This is a genomic window from Burkholderia sp. AU45388 (genome assembly GCF_030481585.1).
In the GTDB taxonomy this organism is placed as follows: domain Bacteria; phylum Pseudomonadota; class Gammaproteobacteria; order Burkholderiales; family Burkholderiaceae; genus Burkholderia; species Burkholderia sola.
On record NZ_JAUJPV010000001.1, the window covers coordinates 385800 to 412362 of the forward strand.

The following is a 26563-nucleotide window of genomic DNA, read 5'->3' on the forward strand; positions in this document are numbered from 1 at the left end:
AAAACCGCGCGTGGCCGGCGCGGGGGTCCGCACCGGCCGCGCGACGGCGGCCAGCGACAACGTCATGCGTTCCACCACACGTTCTCCGCGAACGTGAAGCCCATCATCGGGCCGGTCGGGATCGAACCGAGGCCCGCGAGACGCTTGTCGTATCCGTCGAGGAAGCTGATGAACGCCGGAATGCCGACCCGGCCCTGCTGCGACACGATCACCTGCATGTCGCCGTACATCTGCTTGCGCTTCGCGTCGTCGGTTTCCGAGCGCGCGGCAAGCAGCAACTGGTCGAACTTCGCGTTCTTCCAGCCCGATTCGTTCCACGGCGCATCCGACTTGAAGAACTGCGTGAACAGCACGTCGGCGCTCGAGCGCGGATTGATGTTGCCGAAGGTGAGCGGATGCTTCATCCAGTGGTTCGACCAGTAGCCGTCGGGCGACGCGCGGTTGACCTGCAGGTTCAGCCCGATCTTCTGGCCGGCCTGCTGCAGCAGCACGGCCATTTCGATCGACCCGTTCGCGTCGGACGTCGCGTAGATCGGCGGCAGCGTGGCGCCGAGCGCCCCCGCCTTCTGGAACAGGAACTTCGCCTTGTCCGGATCGTGCGGGCGCTGCGGCAGCGACGCGTTGAAGTAGCGATGCCCCGGCGGAATCGGCTGGTCGTTGCCGATCACCGAGTAGCCGCGGAACACCGCCGTGCGGAGCTGCTCGCGATCGAACAGGTACTTCATCCCTTCGACGAAATCGGGGTTCGCGACGATCGGGTTGTCGCTGCGCATGATCAGGTCGGTATAGAGGCCCGACTTGGTTTCCTTCAGCGCGTAGCCCGGCGTCGACGAGACCCGCTGCGTCGAGCGCGGATCGATCGCGTTGATCAGGTGCACGTCGCCGGACAGCAGCGCATTCAGGCGCGCGGCGCTGTCGCCGATGCCGATCAGCTCGATCTCGTCGAGATACGGCTTGCCCGGCTTGAAGTAGCTGTCGTTGCGCACACCGACGGTCGATACACCCGGCTTGAACGACTTCAGCTTGTACGGGCCGCAGCCGATACCGGTCGAGAAGTCGGTCGTGCCGTCCTTGACGATCACGAGCTGCGGCGTCGCGAGGATCACCGGCAGATCGGCGTTCGCGCTCGCGAGCGTCAGCGTGACTTCGTCGGGGCCGGTCGCCTTCGCATCCGAGAACTGTTCGGCGAGCGTCTTGACCTTCGACGCGGTGGCCGGGTTCTTGTGGCGCATCAGCGAAAACACCACGTCTGCCGGGCCGACGGGCTTGCCGTCGTGGAACGTGACGCCCTTGCGCAGCTTGATGATCCACGTCTTCGCATCGGTCGTCTGCAGCGACTCGGCGAGGTTCATCTGCGGCGTCAGGCTCGCATCGAGCTGCGTGAGGCCGCTGTAGAACATGAAGAAGCGCGTGTAGTCCGCGCCCGTCGAGCCCTTGGCCGGGTCGAGCGTATCGGCCGTCGAGCCGGCTTCGTTCGCGACCCGGATCTTGCCGCCGCGCTTCGGCGCGGGTGCGGCGAATGCCGAGCCGGGGGTCATCAGCAGTCCGCCGGCGCCGGCGGCCATCATGCCGCCCGCCGCCATGACCTTCATCATGTCGCGGCGCGTCAAGCCGCCCTTGCCGCCATTGTCGATATCGTCGCTCATCCGAACTGCTCCTGACTGTGGAAAGTGGGTCCAAGGGTCCAGCGTGGTTGTTCAATCCCGCCGCGTCCGCTTGCTGGTGGCGGGCGCAACGTCGTACACATGCAATTCATTTAAGCATCGCCAAAATGCGGTTTGTCGCGATTCGGGCGGCCCGCACGATACGAATCGACCGTTTTGTGCCGCCCGTGCAGCATGAATTGCTGCGTGCGCGCCCGTGTCACCGTGTGCCCGGCGGCGTGTCGCGGCGGCTGCCGCACCCGTGTCGATGAAGGAAATCGTAAAGCCGCAGCCGCCGCAGATTGCGCCGACAAAATTGCCCGTTCGGCATCCGGCGCGCGTTTGGCTCACGCAAACCGCACGTTTGTGTCGAATGCGTGTCCGCATGCCGACGACGGCTGAAGCGAGCGGTACGACGCGGCAGATCGCCGCGTGCACAGGCGTCGACGGTGGGGATCGCGACGGGATGTCGCGCAGGAAAGTTCAGAAGAAAGCCGCTCGATCGGAACGGCCTGGCGGGAAGACGGGAAGATGACGGGACTGCGGAAACCGGGTTCGTGCGGCCGTCAGGCGCCGCGTGCGCGAGCGGCGACGCGTGCGTCACCGGCCTCTCGGCGCGCGCGCCGGCCGGGCGCCCGCGCGGCGCCCAGGCGGCAGGATGACGCGCCGGCCGCGAGCGGCCGGCGCGAAACTGTCACGCGGCGAGCCGGAATACCGACACGGCGGCTCGCAGGCGCGCCGCCTGCTCGTCCAGCGACGAGGCAGCCGCGGCCGCCTGCTCGACGAGCGCGGCGTTCTGCTGGGTGACTTCGTCCATTTGCGCGACCGCCAGCCCGATCTGTTCGATGCCGGTGCTTTGCTCGGCCGATGCCGCCGAAATCTCGCCCATGATGTCGGCCACCCGGTCGATCGACCGGACGATCTCCGTCATGCGCTCGCCGGCCGTCTCGACCAGCCGGCTGCCGTTGCCGGCCCGCTCGACCGACGCGTCGATCAAGCCCTTGATGTCCTTCGCGGCCGCGGCGCTGCGTTGCGCGAGCGAGCGGACTTCCGACGCGACGACGGCGAACCCGCGCCCCTCCTCGCCGGCCCGCGCGGCTTCCACCGCCGCGTTGAGCGCGAGAATGTTGGTCTGGAATGCGATGCTTTCGATCACGACGGTAATGTCGGCAATCCGCACCGATCCATCCGAAATCTGCCGCATCGTTTCGACGACCGCCTGCACGGCGGCGCCGCCGAGTTCGGTCGCATCCTTCGCGTGGGCCACGAGCGCATTCGCCTGGCGCGCGTTGTCGGCGTTCTGTTTGACCGTGGACGTGATCTGCTCCATGCTCGCGGCCGTTTCCTGCAGCGACGCGGCCTGCTGCTCCGTGCGCTGCGACAGGTCCAGGTTGCCTTGCGCGATCTCGCCGGTGCCGGTGGCGATCGAGTGGGTCGTGGTCTGGATTTCGGCGATGGTGTCGGTCAGCCGCGCCTTCATGTCGCCCAGCGCGACGAGCAGGCTGCCGGGCGCGGCATGCGCCGTATCGAACTGCACGTCCAGATCGCCGGCCGCGATGCGGGCGGCGATCTGCGTCGCATGCGCGGGCTCCCCGCCGAGCGTCCGCTTGACGCTGCGCAGCACGCCCCATGCGATGGCCGCGAGCGCTGCGGCGATGCCGAGCGCGACGGCGCCCAGCACCATCGCGAGCCGGGTGAACGCCGCATTGATGTCGTCGTAGAAGAATCCCGTGCCGATCCACCAGTTCCAGTCGGGAATCGCGACCACGCCCTGCAGCTTCGGCTCCAGGTCCGCGTCGGGGCTGCGCTTGACCAGCACGTCGACGAGCGCGAAATGCGCCTGCGCCATCCCCGCGCGATACGCCTCGCTGTCGGTCATGCCGCTGGTCGTGCGGTTGCCCTTCGCGCGCGTGCCGATGAATTTCGCGTTCGGGTGCACGAGGTTGACGCCATCGGACGTCGTGACCCAGAAGTAGCTCTTCGAATTCGCGTTGAGCGCCGACAGCGCGGCCTTGGCCTGCTGCTGCGCCTGCTCCTGCGTGAGCGCGCCGCTCGTCTGCATCGCGCGATACGAATCGACCAGATGCTCGGCCTTGGTCAGCAGAATCACGATCTCTTCGCGGCGGCTGTCGATCAGCGCGTCGCGCAACGTGTGCAGCGACAACGCGGCGAGCAGGACGACGCCGAGCAGCGCCGCGCCGACGAGCATCAGCAGTTTGGTGGACAACTTCATGCGAGGGGCCTCGAAATATTAACCGTTCGGTACATATATCGGCCTGGGCGGCCCCCGCCTTGAACGACTCCGTATCGGTAATTACCCTCGTTCAGTACGCTGATCGTACGCAGCGGGACGCGACGGCATCGCGGCCGCGCCCCGGCGCTCGATAGCCTGGCCGACGCAGGCGGCTTACAGCCCGAGCTGCGTCGCGAGCTGACCGATGTCCGACACTTCGTAATAGTTGTAGAACGGCGTGCCCGGCTCGTGGCCGCGGTTCACGAACGCCTTGTGCTTGATCCCGAGATCCTCGGCCGTCATCAGGTCGTAGCGCAGGCTCGACGACACGTGCAGCACGTCCTCGGGCTTGCAGCCGAGCTTGTCGAACATGTATTCGAAGCCCTGCATCCGCGGCTTGTACGACTGCGCCTGCTGCGCGGTGAACACGGCGTGGAACGGCGCGCCGAGCTTGTCGACGTTGCTCATGATCTGCTCGTCCATCGCGTTCGACAGGATCACCAGCTTGTACTTCGACGCCAGCCGCGACAGCCCGGCCGGCACGTCCGGGTGCGGGCCCCACGTCGGCACCGCATGATAGAAAAGCTCGGCCTCGGCTTCGTCGAACTTCACGCCGAGCCGCGCACAGGTACGGCGGATCGCGTTGACCACGACGTCACGGTACGGCTTCCACGCGCCGAGCACTTCGTCGAGCCGATAGGCGGCGAACGCGCGCACGAAGGCCTCCATCGTGGCCGGCGACAGCCGGTCCGCATAGATTTCGCGCGCCGTCTCGGCCATCCGGAAATGGGTCAGCGTGCCGTAGCAGTCGAAGGTGATGTACTTCGGTTCAAACTGGATCATGGTCAGGTCCTGTCGGTGTGAAGCCCCGGCAGGGCCGGGGATGGGCTGGGTTTAACGAAATTGAATCAGGGCAAAAAGTCGTTCGCGCATCGTTCGGCGCCGCTCAAAACGCAGAATCGCCGCGTGTTGCCCGCCCCATGCAGCACGATCTGCGGCGCGATCGGGCGCGCGGCGGCGGGGCCGGCCGACGGGCGCCGTGCGAGCGCGGCGGCGCCCGTCGGCCGGTGCGGCCGTTCGGCAAACGGCAGTGCCGCCGTGCATCGATCGTAGTGGCATTCCACAGCATGCGTGGCCGGATTGACCGGCCTCGCCAGCACGATCCGCGCGTTCGTTCGCGCCGACCGAGCCGGTTTGCATCGATCTCGCGGGCGCGCCCGCCGCCGCCGGAAAACAGGCGAATCGTCCTATCCGTGCCGCCACCGCGCTGGCAGAGTGACCGGACCATTCCCACCCATCCGGAGTCCGGCGTGTCCGACCTCAATCCTTCCCGCACGCTCATCTATCGCCCGTTTGCCGAAACCGACCTGCCCGCCGCCCATCGACTGTCGGAGGCGGTCAAGTGGCCGCACCGGCTCGACGACTGGCGCTTCGCGTTCCAGCTCGGCGGCGGCTTCGTCGCCGAAGACGAGACCGGCGTCGTCGGCACCGCGTTCGGCTGGCGCTTCGACGAATCGCACGCGTCGCTCGGCATGGTCATCGTGTCGCCCGAGCGCCAGGGCCGCGGCATCGGGCGCGAGCTGATGACCCGCGTGGTCGACAGCCTCGGCGCGCGGACCATTTTTCTGCATGCGACGCCGGCAGGCGAGCCGCTGTACGCGAAATTCGGCTTCGACGTGATCGATACGATCGATCAGCACCAGGGCGCCGCGTTCCAGCCTCCGCTGATCTCGCTGCCGCCGGGCGAGCGCCTGCGCCCGCTCGGCACCAACGACGGGCCGCGCCTCGCCGCGCTCGCGTCGCGCGCGGCCGGCTATGAACGTGGCGCGGTGATCGAAGCGCTGCTCGACGTCGCGAACGGGATCGCGCTCGACCGCGACGGCGAGCTGCTCGGCTTCGCGCTGTTCCGCCGGTTCGGCCGCGGCCACGTGATCGGCCCGGTGATCGCGCCGGATGCGCTGCGCGCGCAGGCGCTGATCAGCCACTGGCTCGCGCTGCACGAGGGCATGTTCGTGCGGCTCGACGTGCCGGGCGACAGCGGGCTGTCCGACTGGCTGCAGGGGCTCGGGCTGCCGCGCGTCGACACCGTCGTCGCGATGGCGCGCGGCGCGACGCCCGAACGCGATCCGGCGCTGCGCGCGTTCGCGATCGTGAACCAGGCGCTCGGTTGAGCGGAGCGCACGATGAGCTTTCTCTACAAGGCCGACCCGGTGCGCGGCGCGCAGTGGGCGGCGCGCTTCGCGCAACAGGCACCCGATCTGCCGTTCCGGATCTGGCCGGACCTCGGCGACGCCGAAGCCGTCCGCTATCTCGCCGCCTGGCAGCCGCCGGACGACCCGGTCGCGCTGCTGCCGAATCTCGAGGTCGTATTCTCGGTCGGCGCCGGCATCGATCAGTTCGACCTGTCGCGCGTGCCTTCGCACATCCCCGTCGTGCGGATGATCGAGCCGGGCATCGTCGAAGGGATGGTCGAATACGTGACGCAGGCCGTGCTGACGATCCATCGCGACCTGTTCGACTATGCGGCGCAGCAGCGCGACCAGGTGTGGCGCGAGCATCCCGTGCGCGCGGCCGGGTCGCGGCGCGTCGGCGTGCTCGGGCTCGGCACGCTCGGCCAGGCCGTGCTCGACACGCTGCGGCGCTTCGGTTTTCCGTGCGCCGGCTGGAGCCGCACGCCGCGCACGCTCGACGGCGTCGACTGTTATGCAGGCGACGCGGCGCTCGACGCGTTCCTCGCGCGCACCGACATCCTGATCTGCCTGCTGCCGCTCACCGACAGCACGCGCGGGCTGCTCGGCGCGCGCGTGTTCGACGCGCTGCCGGCCGGCGCGTCGCTCGTGCAGGTCGGGCGCGGCCCGCAGCTCGATGAAGCCGCGCTGCTCGCGGCGCTCGCGAGCGGCCGCCTCGACAGCGCGATCCTCGACGTGACGGATCCCGAACCGCTGCCCGCCGGCCATCCGTTCTGGACGCATCCGCGCATTCGCATCACGCCGCACATCGCCAGCGCGACGCGGCCCGACACCGCGGTGGACGCGGTGCTCGCGAACCTCGCCCGCCATCGCGCGGGGCAGCCGATGATCGGCGTCGTCGATCGCGCGCGCGGCTACTGACCTGACGCGCGCGCCCGGCCCGCCGGGCGCGCAGCAGAAAATGCCGAAGCGCCCCGCACAAACGCCGCGCGCATACGTTTCGGGCCTCAAATTGAAGACGCATGCGGATTTCTCGCCCGTTAGCATGAACTCACCGCTGACACCTGACGAGAGTCCCGCCTTCCCATGAACCAAGCCGCGCTGATCGAAGCCGATCGTCAACACCTAATCCATCCCGTCGTCAATTACCGTGCGCACGAGGCGCGCGGCGTCACCGTGCTGGAATCCGCCGACGGCGTGTTCCTGCGCGACGCCGCGGGCCACACGCTGCTCGACGCGTTCTCGGGCCTGTGGTGCGTAAACGTCGGCTACGGCCGCGACAGCATCGTGAAGGCCGCCGCCGACCAGATGGCGAAGCTGCCCTACGCGACCGGTTATTTCCATTTCGGCTCTCAGCCGGCGATCGAACTCGCCGAGCGGCTCGCCGCGCTCGCGCCGCCGTCGCTGAACCGCGTGTACTTCACGCTCGGCGGCTCGGACGCGGTCGATTCGGCGATCCGTTTCATCACGCACTATTTCAACGCCACCGGCCGCCCGTCGAAGAAGCAGATGATCGCGCTGGAACGCGGCTATCACGGTTCGTCGTCGGTCGGCGCCGGCCTCACCGCGCTGCCCGCGTTCCACCGCCACTTCGACCTGCCGCGCGCGGACCAGCACCATATTCCGTCGCCCTACCCGTACCGCCATCCGCTCGGCGACGATCCGCAGGCGCTGATCGCCGCGTCGGTCGCAGCACTCGAAGCGAAGGTCGCCGAACTCGGCGCGGACAACGTCGCCGCGTTCTTCTGCGAGCCGGTGCAGGGCTCCGGCGGCGTGATCGTGCCGCCGGCCGGCTGGCTGAAGGCGATGCGCGACGCGTGCAAGCGCCTCGGCATCCTGTTCGTCGCCGACGAGGTGATCACCGGCTTCGGCCGCACGGGCCCGCTGTTCGCCTGCGAGGCCGAACAGGTCGACCCGGACCTGATGACCGTCGCGAAGGGCCTGACGGCCGGCTATGCGCCGATGGGCGCGGTGCTGATGTCCGACGAAATCTACGAAGGGATCGCGGGCGAGCGCGCCGATTCGCCGGTGGTCGGCCACGGCCATACGTATTCCGCGCACCCGGTGAGCGCGGCGATCGGCCTCGAGGTGCTGAAGCTCTATCACGAAGGCGGGCTGCTCGCGAACGGCCAGGCGCTGGCGCCGCGCTTCGCCGCGGGGCTCGATGCGCTGCGCGCGCATCCGCTCGTCGGCGACGCACGCTCGGTCGGCCTGCTCGGCGCGCTCGAACTGGTGGCCGACAAGGCGCACAAGACGCGCTTCGACCCGGCGCTGAACGTGCCCGACAAGATCGCGGCCGCCGCGTACGCGAACGGCGTGGTGTTCCGCGCGTTCGGCGACGGCGTGCTCGGCTTCGCGCCGGCGCTGAGCTTCACCGCGGGCGAGTTCGACCTGCTGTTCGAACGCGTGCGCAAGACGCTCGACGACGTGCTGGCCGACGCGGGCGTGCAGCGCGCGCTCGACGCCGCGCACGCGCAGCCGGCCTGAGCGGCCAAGGGAAAGCCGGGCTTGTGGCCGCCATCGTTCGACTCTAAAGTAACCGGACATTCCATTTTTGCCTTCTCACGTGAACATGACGGACAGCAAGCTGGATCGCATCGACCTGCGCATCCTCTCCCAGTTGCAGAAGCGCGGCCGCATGACCAACGTCGAGCTTGCCGATGCGGTCGGGCTGTCGCCCAGTCCATGCCTGATCCGCGTGAAGCGGCTCGAGAAGGCCGGCTACATCGGCGGCTACGGCGCGCACATCCAGCTCGAGAAACTCGGCGACGTGCAGGTCGTGTTCACCGAGGTCACGCTGGCCGACCACCGGCGCGAGGATTTCGACCGCTTCGTCGCGGCGATCCGCAACGTCGACGAGATCGTCGAATGCCACCTCGCGAGCGGCGGCTACGACTATCTGCTGAAGTTCATCACGCGCAGCGTGAGCCATTACCAGACGATCGTCGAAGGGCTGCTCGAGCAGAACATCGGCATCGAGAAGTATTTCAGTTACGTGATCATCAAATCGCCGTTCGTCAAACGGCACTACCCGCTCGAATCGCTGTTCGGCGAACGTCACTGACGCACCGGCGTGCGTCGCCCCGTCACGCGGCAGACCGCTGTCCGCGCAGGGGGAGTCGCGCCCGCGCCGGGCCGCCAGCGTCGTCGAACCGCCTCATTCAAGGAACCGTCATGCCGCTTACGCTGTCCCGAACCGAACTCGTTCGCACCGCCAACCTGATCGACGGCGCCTGGCGCGATGCGCTCGACGGCCGCCGCTTCGCCGTCACCGATCCGGCCACGCTCGAGACCGTTGCCCACGCACCCGACAGCGCCGCCGCCGACGCGCGCGCGGCGACCGACGCCGCGGCCCGCGCGTTGCCCGCGTGGCGCGCGACGCCCGCGCGCGAGCGCGCCGCGATCCTGCGCGCATGGCATGCGGCGATCGTCGCGCACACCGACGATCTCGCGAAGCTGATGTCGCGCGAACAAGGCAAGCCGCTGGCCGAAGCGCGCGGCGAAGTCGCGTACGGCGCGTCGTACGTACTGTGGTTCGCCGAGGAAGCGACGCGCACGTACGGCGACCTGATCCCGCAGCAGCAGCGCGGCAAGCGGCTCAGCGCGGTGAAGGAGCCGATCGGCATCGTCGCCGCGATCACGCCGTGGAATTTCCCGCTCGCGATGATCGCGCGCAAGATCGCGCCCGCGCTCGCGGCCGGCTGCACGGTCGTCGCGAAGCCGGCGGAGGACACGCCGCTGACCGCGCTCGCGCTGGCGTTTCTCGCGCAGGAAGCCGGCGTGCCGGCCGGCGTGCTGAACCTGATCACCGCGTCGCGCGAGCGCGGCGTCGAAGCCGCGGCCGACTGGCTTGCCGACGGCCGTGTGCGCAAGATCACGTTCACCGGCTCGACGCCGGTCGGCAAGCTGCTCGCGCGCGAATCGGCGGCGACGTTGAAGAAGCTGTCGCTGGAGTTGGGCGGCAATGCGCCGTTCATCGTGTTCGACGATGCGGAACTCGACGCCGCGGTCGACGGGCTGATGGCCGCCAAGTTCCGCAACGGCGGGCAGACCTGCGTGTCGCCGAATCGCGTGTACGTGCAGGCCGGCGTCTACGACGCGTTCGCCGCGAAGCTCGCCGCGCGCGTCGCCGCGCTGAAGGTCGCGCCGGCGACCGACCCGGCCGCGCAGATCGGCCCGATGATCAACGCGCGCGCGGTCGACAAGATCGCGCGGCACGTCGGCGATGCCGTCGAACGCGGCGCGCGCGTGCTGACGGGCGGCAAGCGGCTGACCGAACTCGGCGCGAACTATTACGCGCCGACGGTGCTCGCCGACGCCACCGCCGACATGCAGCTCACCTGCGAGGAAACCTTCGGCCCGGTCGCCGCGCTGTTTCGCTTCGATACGGAAGACGAAGCGGTCGATGCCGCGAACGACACGCCGTTCGGGCTCGCCGCGTATTTCTATACGCAGGACGTGCGGCGCATCGCGCGCGTGTCGGCGCGGCTCGAAACGGGCATCGTCGGGATCAACGAAGGCGCGCTCGCGAGCGAGGCCGCGCCGTTCGGCGGCGTGAAGGAATCGGGCTATGGTCGCGAAGGCTCGCGCTATGGGCTCGACGATTATCTGTCGATCAAGTATCTGTGCCAGGGCGGGCTCGACTGAACCGGCGTCGCCGCGCGTTCGGTTTTCCGTTGCGCGTCCCGCGCCCGCTGGTCAGTCCTGGCGGGTTCGGGCGCCGCGAAACGGTAGGCGCGGGCGCGAAGCCGAATCATGCGTGCCCGACGCGTCGCCCCGTCGTCCCAGGTGGAACCGCGCCCGCAGCCACGGGTAAAAACGCATTGCCAACCGGAATTTGTGTGCGCATTGTCGGCGGACGCCTCGTCCATCGCCCCACTCGACCATGCATTCCGCTCCGCTGCCGTCCACCGCAGGCCTTGCCGACACCGCGCCTGACGCGCCGCCGTTGATCCGGCGCTTCGCCAGCAAGGATGTCGATACCCACGCGGAACGCACGCACGGCTGGTCGATCCGGCTCGATCAGTTGTCGCCCGGGCCGTTCCGCGGAACACTGCACGAAATCCGCTTCGACGGCATGCAGTTACTGCGCGAACGCGTGAACCGCGCGCTGCTCAAGCGCGGCGACCAATGCGCCGGCAGGACGTCGTTCAGCATCCCGCTGGAAACCGCCGGCGACGGCTTCTGCGGCGGCGCGCCGCTGCGCGACAAGGCCCTGCTCGTCTCCGGCGGCACCTCGCTGCCGGAATTGCGCACGCCCGACCATCAGGACGTCGTGCTGTTGACGGTGCCCAACGCCACGCTGCGCCAACTGGCGTGGCTCGGCGACCGGGACGAAAACGGCGACGGCGTATCGTCGAGCGAAACCCGCATCCTGCGGGTGCCCTCTGCCCGCCACGACGCGCTGACCGCGTTGCTCGTGGCCGGCTTCGAGGCGGCCGATACGCCGGAGCGCCCGCTCGCCCGGCCGCACACGCGCAAGTCGCTGCGCGACGCCATTCTGGTCGAACTCATGCACGCGACCGAGGCGGCCGGCCGCCCCGTCCGGCTCGATCCGTCCGCGCGGCACCGCGTCGTCGATCGCGTGCGCGAACTCGTCGCGGCGCGGCCCGATGTGCCGTTGACGGTGCTCGACGTGTGTCGCGAAGTCGGTGCGAGCCGGCGCAAATTGCAGTATTGCTTCGAGGAAATCCTCGGCACTCACCCCGCGTGGTATCTGCGCGTGCTGCGGCTGAACGCGGTGCGCCGCGAACTGCGCGAACATTCCCCGGCCAGCGCGTCGGTCAGCGACGTCGCGTGCCGCTGGGGCTTCTGGCACCTGAGCCGGTTCGCGTCGCACTACCGGGAACTGTTCGGCGAGCTGCCGTCCGACACGCTCAAACGCGCGCCGCGATAATTACCAAAAGCGGATAACGCCCCGGATTTTGACGTTCCTAGACTCCGTACACATTTCAACTGTACGGGGAACGGCACGATGGAAATCCTCAGACGTCCGCACGGCGTGCGGCGCTGCCGCACACGCACCACCGCCGTCGCGATCGGCACGTTGGCGGCCACGCTCGCCTGCCAACACGCCCATGCGCTCGAAAACGACGGCCCGATCACGCCGTTCGGCGTATTCGATTTCGGCGCGGGCATCACGCCGCCGCCCACGCCGAACGGCACGCTCGCCACCCGCTTCGCGTACTACTCGACCCGTACGATCCGCAACAGCGGCAACGCGGACTTCTCGCTGACGGTCGCGTCGTGGAGCCTCGCGTACATCCGGATGACGAACGCGAAGCTGTTCGGCGCGAACGTCGGCTTTGGCGCGATCGTGCCGTTCCTGAGCATGAACGGGCACGTGAACGTGCCGACGCCGGTGGGCACGCTCGCGATGTCGGCCGCTCCGACCAATATCGGCGACGCGGACTTCCAGCCGCTGATCCTCGCATGGGCCTCGCCGAACCTGTTCGTCAACGTCGCCCTGCAGGTACAGGCGCCGACCGGCTCGTATCGCGTCACCCGCCTCTTCAATCCGGGCGTCAACCATTGGACCTTCTCGCCGATCATCGGTGCGACCTACATCACCGATAGCGGATTCGAAATCTCGACCAGCATCGAGCTCGATCAGAACACGACCAACCGCGCGACGAACTATCGCAGCGGCACCGGGTTTCGCCAGGAATTCGCGCTCGGCCAGCACATCGGCCCGTTCACGGCGGGCCTCGGCGGCTACATCGAGCGGCAGTTGACCAACGACCACGGCCCGAACGTCGACGGCAACCGCTCCAGCGTGAATGCGCTGGGCCCGGCGATCAGCTACGTCGAGCCGGGCAAGCCCGCGTTCTGGCTGCATGCGTACAAGGAATTCGGCGCGCAGAACCGCGCGCAGGGCTACCAGGTCGCGCTGCGTGCCGCGCTGTCGTTCTGATGTTCCGATTCGGGAGCTATCGATGAATCCGCTTTCTTCCGCGCAATCCGCACCCTATACGCATGCGGCCAGACAGGCCGGCGCAAGCCAGGGCGCCGTGCTGTTGCTCGGCAGCAGTCTCACCGTGATGGGCGCGGTCATGATCGCGCCCATCCTGCCGAAACTCGCGGCCGAATTCGTGCCGGCCGACCCGCAGTTGGCGGCGCTCGTCCCGCTCGTCGCGACGGGCCCCGCGCTCGCGATCGCGCTGTGCGCGCCGCTCGCCGGCTGGCTGGCCGATCGGGTCGGACGCAAGATGTTGCTGTTGCTCGCGACGCTCGTGTACGGAGTCGTCGGCGCAGCGCCGGCGTGGCTCGACAGCCTCGCCGCGATCCTCGCGTGCCGGCTCGCGCTCGGTGCGGCCGAGGCGTGCGTGATGACCTGCTGCACGACACTGATCGGCGATTACTGGCATGGCGAACAACGGGTGCGCTACGTGAACCGGCAGGTCGTCACGATCGGTATCGTCGGCACGGTGTTTTTCGTGCTCGGCGGCGCGGCCGGCGAGCACGCGTGGCGCTATCCGTTCTATCTGTACCTGTTGCCGATCCTGCTCGTGCCGGCGATTGCGGCCGTGCTGTGGGAACCGCTGCGCGACGGTCAACCCGCCGAGCCGGCCGACGGCGGCACGCCGCCGGCCGGCAACCGGCTCGTGCCGACGCTCGCGACCGGCTACGGACTGATCTGCATCGGCATGATCAGTTCCTTCGTGGTGCCGGTGCAGATGCCGCAGTTGATGGTCGACATCGGCCAGCGCTCGTCGACGATGATCGGCGCGGTCGCGGGCGTCGGCCTGCTGTCGACGTTGGCCGGTTCGATCGCGTGGCCCTGGTTGCGCGATGCGCTCGGCCGCCGCTTCGTCAACGTCGTGCTCCTGGCGCTGCTCGCGGCGGGCCTGACGCTGCTGGCCCGTGCGCAAACGGTGCCGGCCATCGTCGTGGCGGTCGTGATACACGGCTTCGGCGGCGGCATGCTGGTGCCGAATGCGATCCTGCCGCTGATGCGCACGCTGTCGCTCGCGATGCGCGGTCGCGGCCTGGGCGGTTTCACGGCCGCGCTCTATCTGGGCCAGTTCGTCAGCCCGCTCGTCGTGCTGGGCTGTGCGCACGCATTCGGCGGATTGCGCACGGCTGTGTTCGCGGTTGCGGCGGGCACGGCCTTCACGGCGTTGCTGTGGTTGTTGCCGGCGCTTCGCCGTCGCGACGACGAATGATCCATTCACGTTTTCCTGTTCTTGAACGATCCCATCCATGACAGATTTCCAGACGCTCATCGCCACGCACGACGGTATCGCGCTCGCCGCGCTCGTACGTGCGAAAGAAGTGCAACCCACGGAATTGCTGGACGCCGTGCTCGCCAGTCTCGATACGCTCAACCCCGTGCTGAATGCCGTGGCGGAACGACTCGACGACTCGGCGCGACAGGCCGCCGCGTCCGTCACCGGACGCGAAAGCATCCTCGCCGGCGTCCCGACGCTGATCAAGGACCTATTCATGCCGGTACGCGGCGCGCGGATGTCGAACGGATCGTTTTTGTTCGGCGACCACCGGCCGGACTTCGACGGCGAACTCGTGGCGCGACTGCGGCGGGCCGGCATACCGATCGCGGGAACGTCGTTGTCGCCGGAACTGGGCACGTCTTATTGCACGTCATCGGCGCGTTTCGGCGTCACGCGCAATCCGTGGCATCCGCACGTGAGCGCCGGCGGTTCGAGCGGCGCCGCGGCGGCGCTCGTGGCCGCCCGCGTGCTGCCGTTCGCGCACGGCAACGACGGGGGCGGCTCGCTGCGGGTGCCCGCCTCCTGTTGCGGCGTATTCGGGCTGAAACCGACGCGCGGCCGAACGCCGAATGGCCCGATGATCGGCGAGGGATGGGCCGGCATGGGCATCAACCACGCGATCACGCGCTCGGTTCGCGACAGCGCCGCGCTGCTCGACCTCACCGCCGGCGCCGATATCGGCGCGCCTTATGCGTCGCCGCATCAGGCCGACACGTTTCTCTCGGCCACGCAGCGCGATCCCCGGCCGCTGAGAATCGCCGTGATCGAGCAGGCGCCGCCCTGGCCGCTTGATCCGGCATGCCGGGCCGCGCTGGGCCATACCGTCGGGTTGCTGCGCGCGCTCGGCCATCACGTCGAGCCGCTCGACAGTCCCGTCGATTCGGCCGTTTTCTATGACCGCGTGTTTACGATCATCGGCGCGCAAACGCGCGCGCTGCTCGATACGGTCGGCGACCAGCGCGGCACGCCAGTGCGCGACGACGAAATCGAGCCCCGCACCCGCATCATCCTGCGCGAAAAGGGCAACGTGAGCGGCGCCGAATACGCGAGTGCGGTCGACTGGATCCATGCATTGGGCAGGACGTTCGGCCGGCTGATGGAACGCTACGACGCGTTGCTGACGCCGACGCTCGCGATGCCGCCGCTCGCGCCGGCCGCACTCGCGACGGTGGACGACGCGCAATCGTTGAGCGACGTCATCGATCGGTCGCATCGGTTTTCGCCGTTCACCGCGTGGTTCAACGCGACCGGCCAGCCCGCGATGTCGGTGCCGCTTTACCAGGACGAACACGGTTTGCCGATCGGCAGCCAGTTCGCGGCGGCATTCGGCGCGGAGTCCTTGCTGTTCTCGCTTGCTGCCCAGCTCGAACGCGCCGTGCCGTGGGCCGATCGAGCCCCGCCGGTGTGCGTCGGGCTGTCGGGCACGTGACCGGTTCGGTGGCGAGCGACAGGTGCGCGGCAGCCGGGTTTGAGCCTCGCGTGCGTCGCGTACCACCATCATCGGTGGCCAGAGCAGCCGGTGTGCCAGCCGCGGCCGGGCGTAACGTCGCGCGAACGCGCTACCGCCCCACACGGCGGCCGCGGCCGTGCCGGAATCCGTGCCAGGGCGGGCCCGACTGATCGGATGAATCCGGGCCGTCCGCAAGGACGGCCATTGCCGCGCCTAGTCGACATACGCACGTTGACATCGGAACCGATCGGTCCATATAATCCATCCAACTTCAGGCACCGCATCGTTTGCGAAACCGATCAATGGCAAATCCGGCTGGCGTGGGCCGTCCCCGCGAATTCGAACTTGGCGATGCCGCGCGCGACGCGATGGACGTTTTCTGGGACCGCGGCTATGAAGGCGCGTCCCTGCCCGATCTCATCGCCGGCACCGGCCTGTCGCGCGGCAGCCTGTACAAGGCGTTCGGCGACAAGAAGGCGCTGCTGCTGGCGGCGCTCGACCTGTACATGGCCGACGGGCTCAAGGCGACCGCCGACATCCTGTCGCAACCCGGTGCCGTGAAGGATGCGATTCGCGATTCGCTGCTGCGTTATGCGCGCCTGTCCGTCGGCGAGGCGGGCCGGCGCGGCTGTCTCGCAGTCGCGATGACCACGGAACTGGCCGCGCGCGACGCGGATGTCGCGGAACGCACCGGGCGCATGTTCCGGCGGCTGCAACAGCTCTATGCCGGTGCGATCGTCCGCGGCCAGGCGAGCGGCGAAATCGCCGAGCAGGACGAACAGGTGCTGGCGCGTTTGCTCGTCTGCCAGATCGAAGGCATGCGCGTGCTGGGAAAAACCGGTATGTCCGAGCCCGACATGCTCGCGCTTGTCGACCGCACGATGCGCATCCTCGACTGATATTTTTTTACCCATTTTGGAACCGACCGGTTCCGTATGGAGAGCCGTCCATGTCACGGAATGACCCCGTATCACCCGACCCGCGTCGCTGGGCCATGTTTGCGGTCCTGCTCGTCGGTGCGTTCCTGCCGCCGCTGGATTTCTTCATCGTCAACGTCGCACTGCCGTCGATCCGCGCGGAACTCGGCGCCTCGTCGTCGGCCGAGCAACTCGTCATTTCATCGTATGCGGGCCTGTACGCGGTGACGCTGATCACCGGCGGCCGACTGGGCGACCTGTTCGGCCGCGGCCGCGTGTTTTTCCTCGGATTGATCGGCTTTGCGATCGCCTCGACGCTGTGCGGTCTCGCGAGTTCGCCGTGGACGCTCATCGTCGGCCGCGCGTTGCAGGGCGTGACGGCCGCGATCATGGCGCCGCAGGCGCTCGCTTCGATCCAGGCGATCTTCCCCGAATCGGAAAAGCCGCTCGCGCTCAGCTTGTACGGCGCGGTGTTCGGCCTCGCCGCCGTGGTCGGGCAGGCGCTGGGCGGGATCCTGATCTCGCTGAACCTGTTGAATCTGGGCTGGCGCACGATCTTCCTCGTCAACCTGCCGCTGGCGATTCTGGTCGTCCTGTTCGGCATTCGACTGTTGAAGGAAACGCGTGCGCAGCATGCGCGCAAGCTCGACCTCGGCGGCACCGCGCTGTCGATGCTGACGCTGGGCGCGCTGATCGTGCCGCTGATCGAGGGGCGCGAAGCAGGCTGGCCCGTCTGGGCATGGGTGTCGCTGCTCGCGGTCCCGGCCCTCGCCGGGTTCTTCTGGCACTACGAGCGCCGGCTCGGCCGCCGCGGCGGCGCGCCGCTGCTCGATCCGGCCGCGCTGCGCGCGCCGGGGCTGGGGCGCGCGTTGCTGATCGCGCTGTTGCTGTACTCGATCGGCGCGTTCTTCCTGCTGTTCTCGGTGTATCTGCAGAATGCGTTGCACGTCGACGCGCTGAGCGCAGGCCTCGCGTTCTTGCCGTTCGGCGTCGGGTTCCTGCTCGGCCCGTTGTCGACGCCCTTCTGCTCGCGTGTCATCGGCGCTTACGTCAATCCGTTCGGCATGAGCCTGGAGATCGTCGGGCTCGTCGGCCTCGCGTGGTTGATCCATGCCACGCCGATCGGGATGCCGCTTGCTGCCGCGCCGCTCGCCGTCGTGCTCTTCGTCATCGGTTTCGGACAAGGTCTCGCGCTGCCGACGCTGATGCGCATGGTGACGGGACGCGTCGCACCGGCGCTGTCCGGCATGATCGCCGGCATCGCCAGCTCGACGCTGCAGGTCAGCACGTCGCTGAGCGTGGCGATCATCGGGGGCATTTTTTATACGACGCTCGGCACGCGCCAGGATCCGGCGGCCATCGCGCACGCGTTCATCGTCGCACTGCTGTCGATCTCGGTGTTCCTCGCGGTGGGCGCCGCGCTAGGCATCTCGCTTGCACGCGCGCCCGCCGCGCATACGTCGATGCGCGCCGCCGCCCGTTCGGGCTTCGGCCCTGAACGCAAACGGCCTTGATCGCCCGTATTTGCCCCTATCCGTCCGTATCGACACTCATCGGCGTATCAGTCCGACCTGGAGGTTCTTCATGTATCTCGTCGTTTCCTATCGCCGAGCCGCGGGCACGCGATTCGATGCCCGTTACTACGTCGAACAACACATTCCGCTGGTGGAAAAGTCCTGGAAGCCGTACGGGCTCGACTATATCGACGCTTTCTTTCCGGCACGTGAGGATAGCGAACTGATCGTCGTGGCGATGTGCCGCTTCAAGGACAGCGCGGCGCTGGACGCCGCATTCGCTGCCGCGGAGACGGCAGACGTCATGGCCGATATCGATGCGTTCACCGATATCGAGCCTGATCGGCAAGTCACGGATGCGTTATCGCGCGTGTCGTAGCGACGATCGCGCGCCGCCATGCAGCGGTTTCGGCCGGCGCCATCGGTCACTTGTCCGATAGCGCCGCGAAAGGTCGGGTGTCAGGATAGGCAATCGTCACGCGAATACCGGACCGGGAGGATCACCGCAATGTCCGTACGTCAGATCTTCATCGTTGCATTGGCGAACGGCCTGCCGCGTGCGTTCGGCGTGCTCGCTATCGTGTCGGGGCTGTTTCGGATTGGCGCAGCAATGCATCGCGGGAAGCACGCCGGCACGCCGGCGCAAGCGATCTCGGGTGGAGCGCGAACGGCGCTGGCGGGCGCGCTGCTTTCCTGCGAGGCAGTCGGTGCCGTCTACTTCGCAATCGCGGCGTTGGGGTACGGTTGGGCCGACGCCGAGGCTACAGCCCCCGATTGCAGGCAACGGATGAACGACTGGCCGACTTGAATGGGGCAACCGCCATCTGGGATACGCGGGATAAACCACCGGACAGGCGGAGCGTCAAAGCTCGCGCCGGCCTGACCGGCGGTCCGCGTACATACGAAAGCGAATGCGCATCAGAGCAGCCCCAGCGTAGACGCCTTGAGGGTCGCCGCGGCACGTGTCGAACATTCGAGCTTGCGGAACGCCTTCTCGACATGGGTGCGCACCGTGCTCGGACTCATCGCGAGCGCCTGTGCGACCTGCTTGTTGCTCGCGCCACGGGAGATCGCCCGCAGGACGTCGATTTCCCGTGCGGACAGGCGCGGGCCAGCGGCCGACGCGCCCGTGGCGATGCGCCGGAGCACGGGCGCCTCGCCCGTCACGAGCGCAGCCACCACTTCGCCGCATAGCCGGCCGCACACAACTTCTTCCTGCAACTGGCCGGAGGCGGCTGCATCGCTCAACGCCGCGCGCCACGGACGCGCCGAGCGCAACGCGACCCACGCCAGCGACGCCGCCAGCACGCGTGCTTCCAGCGTCAGCGCCGCATCGCGCGCGCCGCGGAAATAGCCCGAACCGTCCTGCCGCTCGTACGCATACGACGCAAGCATCGCGGCTTCGCCGAGCGCCCCCGTCTGCCTGCCGGCGCGCTCGGTCCAGTACGGTACGAGTCGCACCTTTTCCCATGCACTCGCAGGCAGCCGCGTCGGCAAATTCCACACGTCGTTCGGCACCGCGGCCCGGCCGATGCCATGAATCAGTCCGGCACGGTACACGCGTTCGCGCGCGGCTTCGTCCGGCGACAGACGGCCGTAGCACGCGGCCGCCGTCGCGGCGACCGAACGCGAAAAACCCGTCATCCACGGCAATTTCAGATCGATGACGTCCGCAATCAATTCGGCGGACGTCGCGCCGTGCATGTCCGGCGTGGCCAGTTCGGCATCCAGGTCGGCGGGCGCCATGTGCTCGAGCGCCGCCAGCCAGCGCGATGCGTCGCGTGCGGCCGTCTCGACGAGCACGGCCGGATAGCGTGACTCCGCGCGTTGGCCGATCAATTCGAGGGCCTGCTCGATGCCGTACGTGCGGCTGAGCACGTCGAGGTCCCCCGCCAGCGCGACGATCGACACGGCGGGCGGCACCTGTTCGCGCACGAGCCGAGCAGGCAGCCCGTTGCCGTCCCAGGTTTCGAAAATGTGCCGCAGCGCGGTTTCCGTCGCGCTGGACAGACCGAGTATTCGCGCCACCTCGCCCGAGACTTCGCAATGAATCTGCGCGAGCGGGATCAGCGCGGCACCCGCGCCGCCGACCGCTTCAGCCACGCCGGGCCGGCTCTCGAGCATCGAGGCGCGGATCGCGATGTCGTCGCCGAATACCTGCGCGAAGCCCGCGGCGTTCGCCGTGCAGCCCGACCAGCGCAACAGCGCCACCTCGCGAGCCGTGTCGCACACCGAGGCATCGAATCGTGCCGCGTGCGCGAGCTGCGCCGCCAGCCAGGCGGTGCGCGGCGAATGGTCGGTCGGCTGGCCCATGCTGAGGTCGCCGATGAAGGCCAGCGCGCGTACGGCGTCGACTATGCGCAGCGGGGCGTGGCGGGCTTCGGCGTCGGGCATCGGGTGGGCGCAGACATTCGCGAGGGCGGGAAAACGATCATACGCGACGGCGTCGCGGCGTGCATGAGCATGCGCGCCGGCGGCGCGCCGTGGCCAAGCCGGTGCGATGTTGGCCCTCGTCGGTGCAAGCCGCCTGTGGCCTTCGCCATCGGACATCTGACCGATGGCGGCAGGCGCGGACGATTGCGATACTCGGTGCACTGGAGATCCGGCCGGCGCCGCCCCCGAATCCGCACTGCGGACATGCTGCATGCCGGCCGGAACGAGTTCAATGCAAAAGGAATACAAATGACTGATCGCTACCCCGAATTCCACGCGCCTGCCGACGAACACTGGCTGAAACGGTACTACTTTTCCCGGGCGATATTCTCGCTGATCTGGGTCGCGCTGGCATTTTCCGTCGGCCGGCAGAGCGCGGCCGGCGCGGCGGTTCTGCTGGTCGTTTATCCGGCCTGGGACGCGCTCGCCAATTTCGTCGACCTGTCCCGCAGCGGCGGGATGGCGGCAAACCGCACCCAGGCGGTGAACGTCGCGATCAGCGTCGTCACGACACTGGCGGTATTTCCGGCGTTGAGTGCGGGCCTGCCGGCGGTACTCGCGGTGTTCGGCGTGTGGGCGATTCTGTCTGGCGCGCTGCAGCTCGGCACCGCCGTGCGGCGGTGGAAGCATGCCGGTGCGCAGTGGGTGATGGTGCTGAGCGGCGCGCAATCGGCGCTGGCCGGGTTGTTCTTCATTTTGCAAAGCCACGCGCCGATGCCGCCGGCGATCGTCAAGATCGCGGGTTACGCGGGAGTGGGTGCGCTTTATTTCCTGATATCCGCCATTTGGCTGCAGGTGCGGGGGATGCGGCGCAGGGTGTCGTGAGCGCTTGATCGACAATGAAGATGCCACTGCACGGATTGTCATCGCCGTGCTTGCGGTCAACGTAAAGCGTCGTGCAAAGCATGCGCTCTTGCAGACGATCGTAGTCGTGAAAACAGGGTTTGTTTTGCGGTCGCGAACGGCTCTGAACGACCCGAAGCGGTCGGTCGGATTCGCCGGTAGCAGACATTCGCCGCGGAGTCAGGGCGCTGGTAGGATGCGAAATTTGATCGAGATGCCTCGCAATGAACCGATGAAATTCGAAGCTGAGGGTAAGGCGGGGATCACCACTCCTAGTCCAGCCCAAATCACAAAGGGGATCCGGACTTTGAGAAGCTACGGGAAGTCATCTTATGCGTCGTTGACCGATCCAGAAGGCAACTATGTTCAGGTGGCCGGCGGTGGCGTTAGTTGCCTGATCGAGCGTTTCGAAGTCAACGCGTCGCAACGATGGAGAGCATTCCACGATAGACCTTCCCCAGTGCGCCCAGATGGCACGCTCCTTGTCTTCCGAGCGGGAAGCATCCTGATGCGTGCAGATGAATGGTTCATATCTGATCAGGTTCTGGAAGTCTTCCTAGCCTTTCTCAAAGGCACGCCGTTCCCGGAAAATGTCCAATGGAGGCCATCCGTGGGCTTTTGACCTCTCAGGTTTGGTGAACATCGCGTGTCCGATACGCATAATCCGACCTGAGCAGACCTCAGATTTGTCGAAAGCAGCCGTTTATATATTTTTCCCGTGTCGTCAGGAAATCATCCATGCTCGCGAAAAGCATCGCATTTTTTATCGTGTGCACGTTGCCGTGCACGTCGTTTTCCCAGACTGATTCGTCGCGATTGGTACGCCCTGCCAGCCAACGTGAAATAGAGGGTGACTGGCAACTGGCGCGTTTCCCCGATGCACTCCAGGCGAAAATTCTTCGGGCGAACCCATGGCCATCAGAGTGTCAGTGGTTCGCTTACCGGAAAGATGGTGTATTCAAGAGCTTGAGCCGACCAGCTGCGCCTTGTCCTCCACTAACGGCTACCGACATGGACGCCCCGCCGTTTGCCTCACCACCGAATCTGCCAGAAATTTCATGGAAGTACGAAACAGTCGAGGCGAGTGGAGAAGGCTATATCGTCATAAGTCGCTCAGATAAGAAGGGTTATCACGAGATATGGCAAGCCGACATCGTTCAGAACAGCTTCCAGAAAGGCGATATCGACTTCGTGCAAGGCGACCTAATTCTCTCCCTTGTTGACCCCAAATCAAACAAGGCTCTCTGGTATCGCCATCTTCGGCATCTCGATTGACGCGATAGGCCACACGGTGTTTGTTGGCCGATTGTCGACAACCAAAGTCCGAATGACGAACGACCGGTATTGGCCGACAGCCGCCCGACGCGTTTGGCCGTCACCTCCCCGGAGAAACCGCCAGCCCCTGCGCAAACCAGCCTTTCGCACCGGTCGGTGCACCCGGCGCGACCTGCATCCCTACCGCCTACCCAACGCCTGAGCCAGCGCATCGCCCGCCGCCAGAATATGCGCGGACAGCGCCGCACACGCCGCGTCCACATCGCCATCGCGTATCGCCTGCACGATGTCCCGATGCTCGTCGTTCGAGCGGTCCTGCCAGTCCAGTTGCTGCCACGTCGCATACAGATGCCGTGAACTGGCCCGATGCATGTCGCCAATCGAGGCGAGGAGCCGCGGCATCCCGCACCGCGCGGTCAATGCGCGATGAAACCTCAGGTTCAGCGTGCCGAGCACAGCTATGCCGTGCGCCGCCGACTCCTGATCGAGGATCGCATCGAGTTCGTCCAGCGCACGTGCATCAAGAGCGGGAATTGCCTCCCGCAGCGCCAGCGCCTCGAAAGCAGCGCGCATCTTCGCCATTTCAAGCACGTCCGCCGACTCGAGCGGCGCCGCCCGCACGCCCCGCCGCGGCTCCACCACGGCCAACCCCTGCGCTTCCAGCCGTCTGAACGCCTCGCGTACCGGCACATGGCTCGCGCCGAACTCCGCCGCGATGTGGTCCTGACGCAGCCACTCCCCCGGCGCGATGACGCCCGAGATGATGCGGTCCGCCAAGGCGGCAGCGATCCGATCGGCCAGCGAGCGATCCTCCTTGACTTCAAAGTTCATTCCTACCACCATGCATATATTATCTATTAAATTGTAACAAAACCGGAGGCTCGATGCGCCACCACCGTCCTGTGCGCCTGCAGCACATTGCCGGCATCGGCGTCGATCGCATGGGTTCGATCGCCGATCATGCCGACGTCGACCTTTTGCGACTCGAAAATCTCGACACCGACATCCCACCCACTTCCGAGGCGCTCGCGTTCACCCGAGAGGCCATCCAGCGAGACTCGGCCAACTCCTATTTGCCGTTCGTCGGTCAGGACCGGCTGCGCGCGAGCGCTGCCGCCCACGTGTCGGCGCTGTCGGGGCAGCGCTTCACGGCCGACCAGGTGGTGGTGTCGGCGGGCGGGCTCTCCGGCATTCTGAACACGCTGCTCGCCACCGTCGAGACGGGCGATGAAGTCATCGTCACCGACCCGACGTACGCAGGTCTGCTGAACCGCGTCCGCCTGGCGGGCGGCGTGCCGCGCCAAGTGCCGTTCGCCTTCACGCCGGGCGGCGAATGGAAGCTGGACCAGGCCGCGCTGCGCGCAGCAATCGGCCCGAAAACGCGGGCCATGCTGCTGATGTCTCCGTCGATGCCTTCGGGCGGGTTCTTCGATGCGTCCGACTGGCAACTGATCGCGAGCCTGTGTGTGCGGAATGATCTGCTGCTGATCCTCGACAGCGCGATGGAACGACTGCTGTTCGATGGACGCGAGGTCATCCATCCCGCCGGCCTGCCCGGCATGGCCGAGCGTACGGTCACGGTCGGCGCCGCGTCGAAAGAGTTGCGCATGATTGGCTGGCGGGTCGGCTGGATCGTCGCGCCGGAATGGCTGATTCCGGATCTGGTGGCCGTGTCGCTCGCCAATGTCGTGGTGCCGGTCGGCATTGCCCAGGAGGCCGCGGCGGTGGCGCTCGAACACTCCGCATCCGATCTGCCTGGCTATGTGAGCGAACTCGAGAGACGGCGGGATGCGGTCGCCGCCGAACTGTCGGGGCTCCCGTTCGGCATGCCGGCGGGCGGCTGGTCGATGCTGCTGCGCGTGTCCGATTTCGGCCTGACCGGATCGCAGATGTCGGAGCGGCTGCTCCGCCGCGGCGTGTGTGCGACGGCCATGACCGGATGGGGTGCCGCACACGGCGAGCAGTACGTCCGTTTCGTGTTCTCGAACGAACCGGTCGAACGGTTGCGTACGCTCTGGGGCAAAGTGCGCTTCGCACTGGAAGACGCATGACGGCCGCTCACGAGAAAGCGGCGTCGCGCGCAGGGCATCGCCGGCTGGAGGTATCCGGAATTCCGTGTGTGATGGTCGAGCGAACTCACACGAGATCAATCCGCGTGACGCGATGCATCCGGTGCCGGGGCGACGCGATGCCCCAGCCCCGGCCGGACGTCACGTCGCGCGAACGCCCTACCGCCCCGCCGGCGGCCGCAGAATGTCGCGCGGAATCGACGCGATCAGCACGCAGCTGATCAGCAGGCAGGCGCCCAGCGCATAAGTCCCGTTGTTGATGTTGCCGGTCATCTGCTTGGCGACGCCGGTGATCATCGAGCCCGTGAAGCCGGACAGGTTCCCCACCGAGTTGATCAGCGCGATGCCGGCGGCCGCGGCCGTGCCGGACAGGATCTGCCCCGGGAAGGTCCAGTAGATCGGCATCAGCGCGAGGATGCCGCACGTGGCGATGGTCAGGAATACGATCGACAGCGCCACGTTCTGCGCGAACGCCGCGCTCAGGATCAGGAACACGCCGCCGATCAGCGCGGGAATGGCCGCATGCAGACGGCGTTCGCCGGTCTTGCGCGAGTGCGACGCGTTCCACACCATCGCGAAGATCGCCGTCAGGTACGGAATGGCCGTCAGCACACCGATGTGCAGCGGGCTCTGCACGCCCGACGCGCGGATGATCGACGGCAGCCAGAAAGCCAGCCCGTAGAAGCCGGTATTGAACGTCAGCAGGATGAAGGTGAGCAGCCAGACGCGCGGGCTGCGCAGCGCGGCGCCGATGCTGTGCGACTTGTGCGCGGCCTCGGATTCGAGGTTGCGCGACAGCACCGCTTTTTCGTCGGCGGACAGCCACTTCGCCGTCTGCGGCCCGTCGCCGAGGCAGGCCAGCACGATGAACGCGACCACGATCGACGGCAGCCCTTCGAGCAGCAGCATCCATTGCCAGCCGCTCATGCCCGACAGGCCGTGCGTCTGCTCCATCAGCCAGCCGGACAGCACGCTGCCGAGCGTCAGGCTCAGCGGGATCGCGACCAAAAAGCCCGACATCGCCACACTCTGGCGCCGCGCCGGAAACCAGTAGTTCATGTACAGGATGACGCCCGGGAAAAACCCCGCTTCGCACAGCCCCAGCAGGAAGCGCAACGTGTAGAACATCGTGGTCGTCTGCACGTGGAAAAACTGCGCGAGCGGCACGATGAACGCCATCGACGACGACACGATGCCCCACGTGATCATGATCCGCGCGATCCAGAAGCGCGCGCCATAGCGGTGCAGCAACAGGTTGCTGGGCATCTCGAACAGGAAATAGCCCCAGAAGAAGATGCTGGCGCCGAGCGCATAAACGCCGTCGCTCAGGTTCAGGTCGTCGAGCATCTGCAGCTTCGCGAAGCCCACGTTGACGCGGTCCAGGTAAGCCACGACGTAACAGAGCAGCAGCAACGGCAGGATGCGCCGCATGACCTTGCGGTAAAGGGCGTCTTCGGACGAGTCGGCCGCGGCCGGTGCGGCAGCGGCCTGCGTAAGGGATGGCATCGGTCTGTCTCCTGATTGTGTCGATCTTCTTCGTACCGTCGCGTGCGCTTCGCGCATCGATGTTACCGATAACATCCGGTGGCAAAAAAAAGCCGACGATGCGACGGGAGCGATCTGCATGCTGATACCGGTAACAAAACTGAAGGTAGCATGCTGCGATACGCGCGTACAAGTGCCGCCGAACGCGTGGTTTCCCTAGTACGGCCCTCATCGCGACGGGCACGCCGCGACCGTGCCTGCGCGGTATGCCGCACCGGTAT

General features: G+C 67.2%; 23 protein-coding genes. 17 read left to right on the forward strand and 6 right to left on the reverse strand.

Features of this window, described 5'->3' with window-relative positions; genetic code table 11:
• Nucleotides 1-62 precede the first annotated feature (62 nt).
• The 3 genes from QZM72_RS01750 to QZM72_RS01760 form a co-directional block, all read right to left on the reverse strand.
• On the reverse strand, nucleotides 63-1646 hold the full coding sequence (locus tag QZM72_RS01750; protein WP_301736958.1) for an ABC transporter substrate-binding protein: 1584 nt from the start codon (nucleotides 1644-1646) through the stop codon (nucleotides 63-65).
• Nucleotides 1647-2337: 691 nt separating this feature from the next.
• Nucleotides 2338-3876, reverse strand: a complete 1539-nt coding sequence (locus QZM72_RS01755; RefSeq protein ID WP_089471321.1) for a methyl-accepting chemotaxis protein — start codon at nucleotides 3874-3876, stop codon at nucleotides 2338-2340.
• A 174-nt stretch (nucleotides 3877-4050) separates the two neighbouring features.
• A complete protein-coding gene (locus tag QZM72_RS01760; protein ID WP_089471322.1) occupies nucleotides 4051-4719 on the reverse strand; it encodes a haloacid dehalogenase type II in 669 nt (222 codons plus the stop codon).
• Between the two features lie 467 nt (nucleotides 4720-5186).
• Between QZM72_RS01760 and QZM72_RS01765 the strand changes: the two genes are divergently transcribed.
• From QZM72_RS01765 to QZM72_RS01825, 13 genes are all read left to right on the forward strand, one after another.
• Entirely contained in the window at nucleotides 5187-6047 is an 861-nt protein-coding gene (locus QZM72_RS01765; protein ID WP_089471324.1) for a GNAT family N-acetyltransferase, read from the forward strand.
• Between the two features lie 12 nt (nucleotides 6048-6059).
• Entirely contained in the window at nucleotides 6060-6986 is a 927-nt protein-coding gene (locus tag QZM72_RS01770) for a glyoxylate/hydroxypyruvate reductase A (RefSeq protein ID WP_301736959.1), read from the forward strand.
• A gap of 165 nt (nucleotides 6987-7151) precedes the next feature.
• Entirely contained in the window at nucleotides 7152-8552 is a 1401-nt protein-coding gene (locus QZM72_RS01775) for an aspartate aminotransferase family protein (RefSeq protein WP_301736960.1), read from the forward strand.
• An 85-nt stretch (nucleotides 8553-8637) separates the two neighbouring features.
• Nucleotides 8638-9129 carry an Lrp/AsnC family transcriptional regulator gene (locus QZM72_RS01780; RefSeq protein WP_006749694.1) on the forward strand — a complete coding sequence of 164 codons (492 nt, stop codon included), beginning with the start codon at nucleotides 8638-8640 and terminating at the stop codon, nucleotides 9127-9129.
• Nucleotides 9130-9239: 110 nt separating this feature from the next.
• Nucleotides 9240-10712 carry an NAD-dependent succinate-semialdehyde dehydrogenase gene (locus tag QZM72_RS01785; protein ID WP_301736961.1) on the forward strand — a complete coding sequence of 491 codons (1473 nt, stop codon included), beginning with the start codon at nucleotides 9240-9242 and terminating at the stop codon, nucleotides 10710-10712.
• A gap of 238 nt (nucleotides 10713-10950) precedes the next feature.
• Entirely contained in the window at nucleotides 10951-11961 is a 1011-nt protein-coding gene (locus QZM72_RS01790; RefSeq protein ID WP_301736962.1) for a helix-turn-helix domain-containing protein, read from the forward strand.
• Nucleotides 11962-12039: 78 nt separating this feature from the next.
• The gene (locus tag QZM72_RS01795) at nucleotides 12040-12978 is read left to right on the forward strand and encodes a transporter (protein ID WP_301736963.1); all 939 of its coding nucleotides are present in this window, start codon (nucleotides 12040-12042) and stop codon (nucleotides 12976-12978) included.
• Nucleotides 12979-13000: 22 nt separating this feature from the next.
• Entirely contained in the window at nucleotides 13001-14230 is a 1230-nt protein-coding gene (locus QZM72_RS01800; RefSeq protein WP_301736964.1) for an MFS transporter, read from the forward strand.
• A gap of 37 nt (nucleotides 14231-14267) precedes the next feature.
• On the forward strand, nucleotides 14268-15725 hold the full coding sequence (locus QZM72_RS01805; protein ID WP_301736965.1) for an amidase: 1458 nt from the start codon (nucleotides 14268-14270) through the stop codon (nucleotides 15723-15725).
• Between the two features lie 323 nt (nucleotides 15726-16048).
• The gene (locus QZM72_RS01810; protein ID WP_089471332.1) at nucleotides 16049-16645 is read left to right on the forward strand and encodes a TetR/AcrR family transcriptional regulator; all 597 of its coding nucleotides are present in this window, start codon (nucleotides 16049-16051) and stop codon (nucleotides 16643-16645) included.
• A gap of 50 nt (nucleotides 16646-16695) precedes the next feature.
• Nucleotides 16696-18177 (forward strand): MFS transporter, encoded by a 1482-nt coding sequence (locus QZM72_RS01815; RefSeq protein WP_301736966.1) that lies wholly within the window; start codon nucleotides 16696-16698, stop codon nucleotides 18175-18177.
• Between the two features lie 70 nt (nucleotides 18178-18247).
• Nucleotides 18248-18556: an EthD family reductase gene (locus QZM72_RS01820; protein ID WP_301736967.1), complete on the forward strand. Its 309-nt coding sequence runs from the start codon at nucleotides 18248-18250 to the stop codon at nucleotides 18554-18556.
• A gap of 129 nt (nucleotides 18557-18685) precedes the next feature.
• Nucleotides 18686-18985, forward strand: coding sequence for a hypothetical protein (locus QZM72_RS01825; RefSeq protein WP_301736968.1), 300 nt, complete (start codon nucleotides 18686-18688; stop codon nucleotides 18983-18985).
• A 110-nt stretch (nucleotides 18986-19095) separates the two neighbouring features.
• Here QZM72_RS01825 and QZM72_RS01830 read toward each other — a convergent pair whose 3' ends face one another.
• Complete coding sequence (locus QZM72_RS01830) at nucleotides 19096-20571, reverse strand: HD domain-containing phosphohydrolase (RefSeq protein WP_301736969.1); 1476 nt, start codon at nucleotides 20569-20571, stop codon at nucleotides 19096-19098.
• 288 nt (nucleotides 20572-20859) lie between these two features.
• Here QZM72_RS01830 and QZM72_RS01835 point away from each other — a divergent pair, with 288 nt between their 5' ends.
• The 3 genes from QZM72_RS01835 (at nucleotide 20860) to QZM72_RS01845 (ending at nucleotide 22728) form a co-directional block, all read left to right on the forward strand.
• Entirely contained in the window at nucleotides 20860-21435 is a 576-nt protein-coding gene (locus tag QZM72_RS01835) for a DUF308 domain-containing protein (protein ID WP_301737226.1), read from the forward strand.
• 4 nt (nucleotides 21436-21439) lie between these two features.
• Nucleotides 21440-22075, forward strand: coding sequence for a hypothetical protein (locus QZM72_RS01840; RefSeq protein WP_301736970.1), 636 nt, complete (start codon nucleotides 21440-21442; stop codon nucleotides 22073-22075).
• Nucleotides 22076-22191: 116 nt separating this feature from the next.
• On the forward strand, nucleotides 22192-22728 hold the full coding sequence (locus QZM72_RS01845; protein WP_144030184.1) for a hypothetical protein: 537 nt from the start codon (nucleotides 22192-22194) through the stop codon (nucleotides 22726-22728).
• A 180-nt stretch (nucleotides 22729-22908) separates the two neighbouring features.
• Here the strand turns inward: QZM72_RS01845 and QZM72_RS01850 are convergent, their stop codons facing one another.
• Complete coding sequence (locus QZM72_RS01850) at nucleotides 22909-23559, reverse strand: GntR family transcriptional regulator (RefSeq protein WP_301736971.1); 651 nt, start codon at nucleotides 23557-23559, stop codon at nucleotides 22909-22911.
• 53 nt (nucleotides 23560-23612) lie between these two features.
• Here QZM72_RS01850 and QZM72_RS01855 point away from each other — a divergent pair, with 53 nt between their 5' ends.
• Nucleotides 23613-24779, forward strand: coding sequence for a pyridoxal phosphate-dependent aminotransferase (locus tag QZM72_RS01855; RefSeq protein ID WP_301736972.1), 1167 nt, complete (start codon nucleotides 23613-23615; stop codon nucleotides 24777-24779).
• A gap of 177 nt (nucleotides 24780-24956) precedes the next feature.
• Here the strand turns inward: QZM72_RS01855 and QZM72_RS01860 are convergent, their stop codons facing one another.
• On the reverse strand, nucleotides 24957-26303 hold the full coding sequence (locus QZM72_RS01860; protein ID WP_301736973.1) for an MFS transporter: 1347 nt from the start codon (nucleotides 26301-26303) through the stop codon (nucleotides 24957-24959).
• Nucleotides 26304-26563: the final 260 nt, after the last annotated feature.

Excerpts from the sequence above, each read along its gene's own strand:
- QZM72_RS01780 (WP_006749694.1), top strand. The coding sequence starts at position 8,638 with ATGACGGACAGCAAGCTGGATCGCATCGACCTGCGCATCCTCTCCCAG.
- QZM72_RS01805 (WP_301736965.1), top strand. The coding sequence starts at position 14,268 with ATGACAGATTTCCAGACGCTCATCGCCACGCACGACGGTATCGCGCTC.
- QZM72_RS01790 (WP_301736962.1), top strand. The coding sequence starts at position 10,951 with ATGCATTCCGCTCCGCTGCCGTCCACCGCAGGCCTTGCCGACACCGCG.
- QZM72_RS01800 (WP_301736964.1), top strand. The coding sequence starts at position 13,001 with ATGAATCCGCTTTCTTCCGCGCAATCCGCACCCTATACGCATGCGGCC.
- QZM72_RS01775 (WP_301736960.1), top strand. The coding sequence starts at position 7,152 with ATGAACCAAGCCGCGCTGATCGAAGCCGATCGTCAACACCTAATCCAT.
- QZM72_RS01860 (WP_301736973.1), bottom strand. The coding sequence starts at position 26,303 with ATGCCATCCCTTACGCAGGCCGCTGCCGCACCGGCCGCGGCCGACTCG.
- QZM72_RS01810 (WP_089471332.1), top strand. The coding sequence starts at position 16,049 with ATGGCAAATCCGGCTGGCGTGGGCCGTCCCCGCGAATTCGAACTTGGC.
- QZM72_RS01770 (WP_301736959.1), top strand. The coding sequence starts at position 6,060 with ATGAGCTTTCTCTACAAGGCCGACCCGGTGCGCGGCGCGCAGTGGGCG.
- QZM72_RS01830 (WP_301736969.1), bottom strand. The coding sequence starts at position 20,571 with ATGCCCGACGCCGAAGCCCGCCACGCCCCGCTGCGCATAGTCGACGCC.
- QZM72_RS01820 (WP_301736967.1), top strand. The coding sequence starts at position 18,248 with ATGTATCTCGTCGTTTCCTATCGCCGAGCCGCGGGCACGCGATTCGAT.
- QZM72_RS01755 (WP_089471321.1), bottom strand. The coding sequence starts at position 3,876 with ATGAAGTTGTCCACCAAACTGCTGATGCTCGTCGGCGCGGCGCTGCTC.
- QZM72_RS01850 (WP_301736971.1), bottom strand. The coding sequence starts at position 23,559 with ATGAACTTTGAAGTCAAGGAGGATCGCTCGCTGGCCGATCGGATCGCT.
- QZM72_RS01815 (WP_301736966.1), top strand. The coding sequence starts at position 16,696 with ATGTCACGGAATGACCCCGTATCACCCGACCCGCGTCGCTGGGCCATG.
- QZM72_RS01795 (WP_301736963.1), top strand. The coding sequence starts at position 12,040 with ATGGAAATCCTCAGACGTCCGCACGGCGTGCGGCGCTGCCGCACACGC.
- QZM72_RS01855 (WP_301736972.1), top strand. The coding sequence starts at position 23,613 with ATGCGCCACCACCGTCCTGTGCGCCTGCAGCACATTGCCGGCATCGGC.
- QZM72_RS01825 (WP_301736968.1), top strand. The coding sequence starts at position 18,686 with ATGTCCGTACGTCAGATCTTCATCGTTGCATTGGCGAACGGCCTGCCG.
- QZM72_RS01785 (WP_301736961.1), top strand. The coding sequence starts at position 9,240 with ATGCCGCTTACGCTGTCCCGAACCGAACTCGTTCGCACCGCCAACCTG.
- QZM72_RS01835 (WP_301737226.1), top strand. The coding sequence starts at position 20,860 with ATGACTGATCGCTACCCCGAATTCCACGCGCCTGCCGACGAACACTGG.
- QZM72_RS01845 (WP_144030184.1), top strand. The coding sequence starts at position 22,192 with ATGCTCGCGAAAAGCATCGCATTTTTTATCGTGTGCACGTTGCCGTGC.
- QZM72_RS01760 (WP_089471322.1), bottom strand. The coding sequence starts at position 4,719 with ATGATCCAGTTTGAACCGAAGTACATCACCTTCGACTGCTACGGCACG.
- QZM72_RS01750 (WP_301736958.1), bottom strand. The coding sequence starts at position 1,646 with ATGAGCGACGATATCGACAATGGCGGCAAGGGCGGCTTGACGCGCCGC.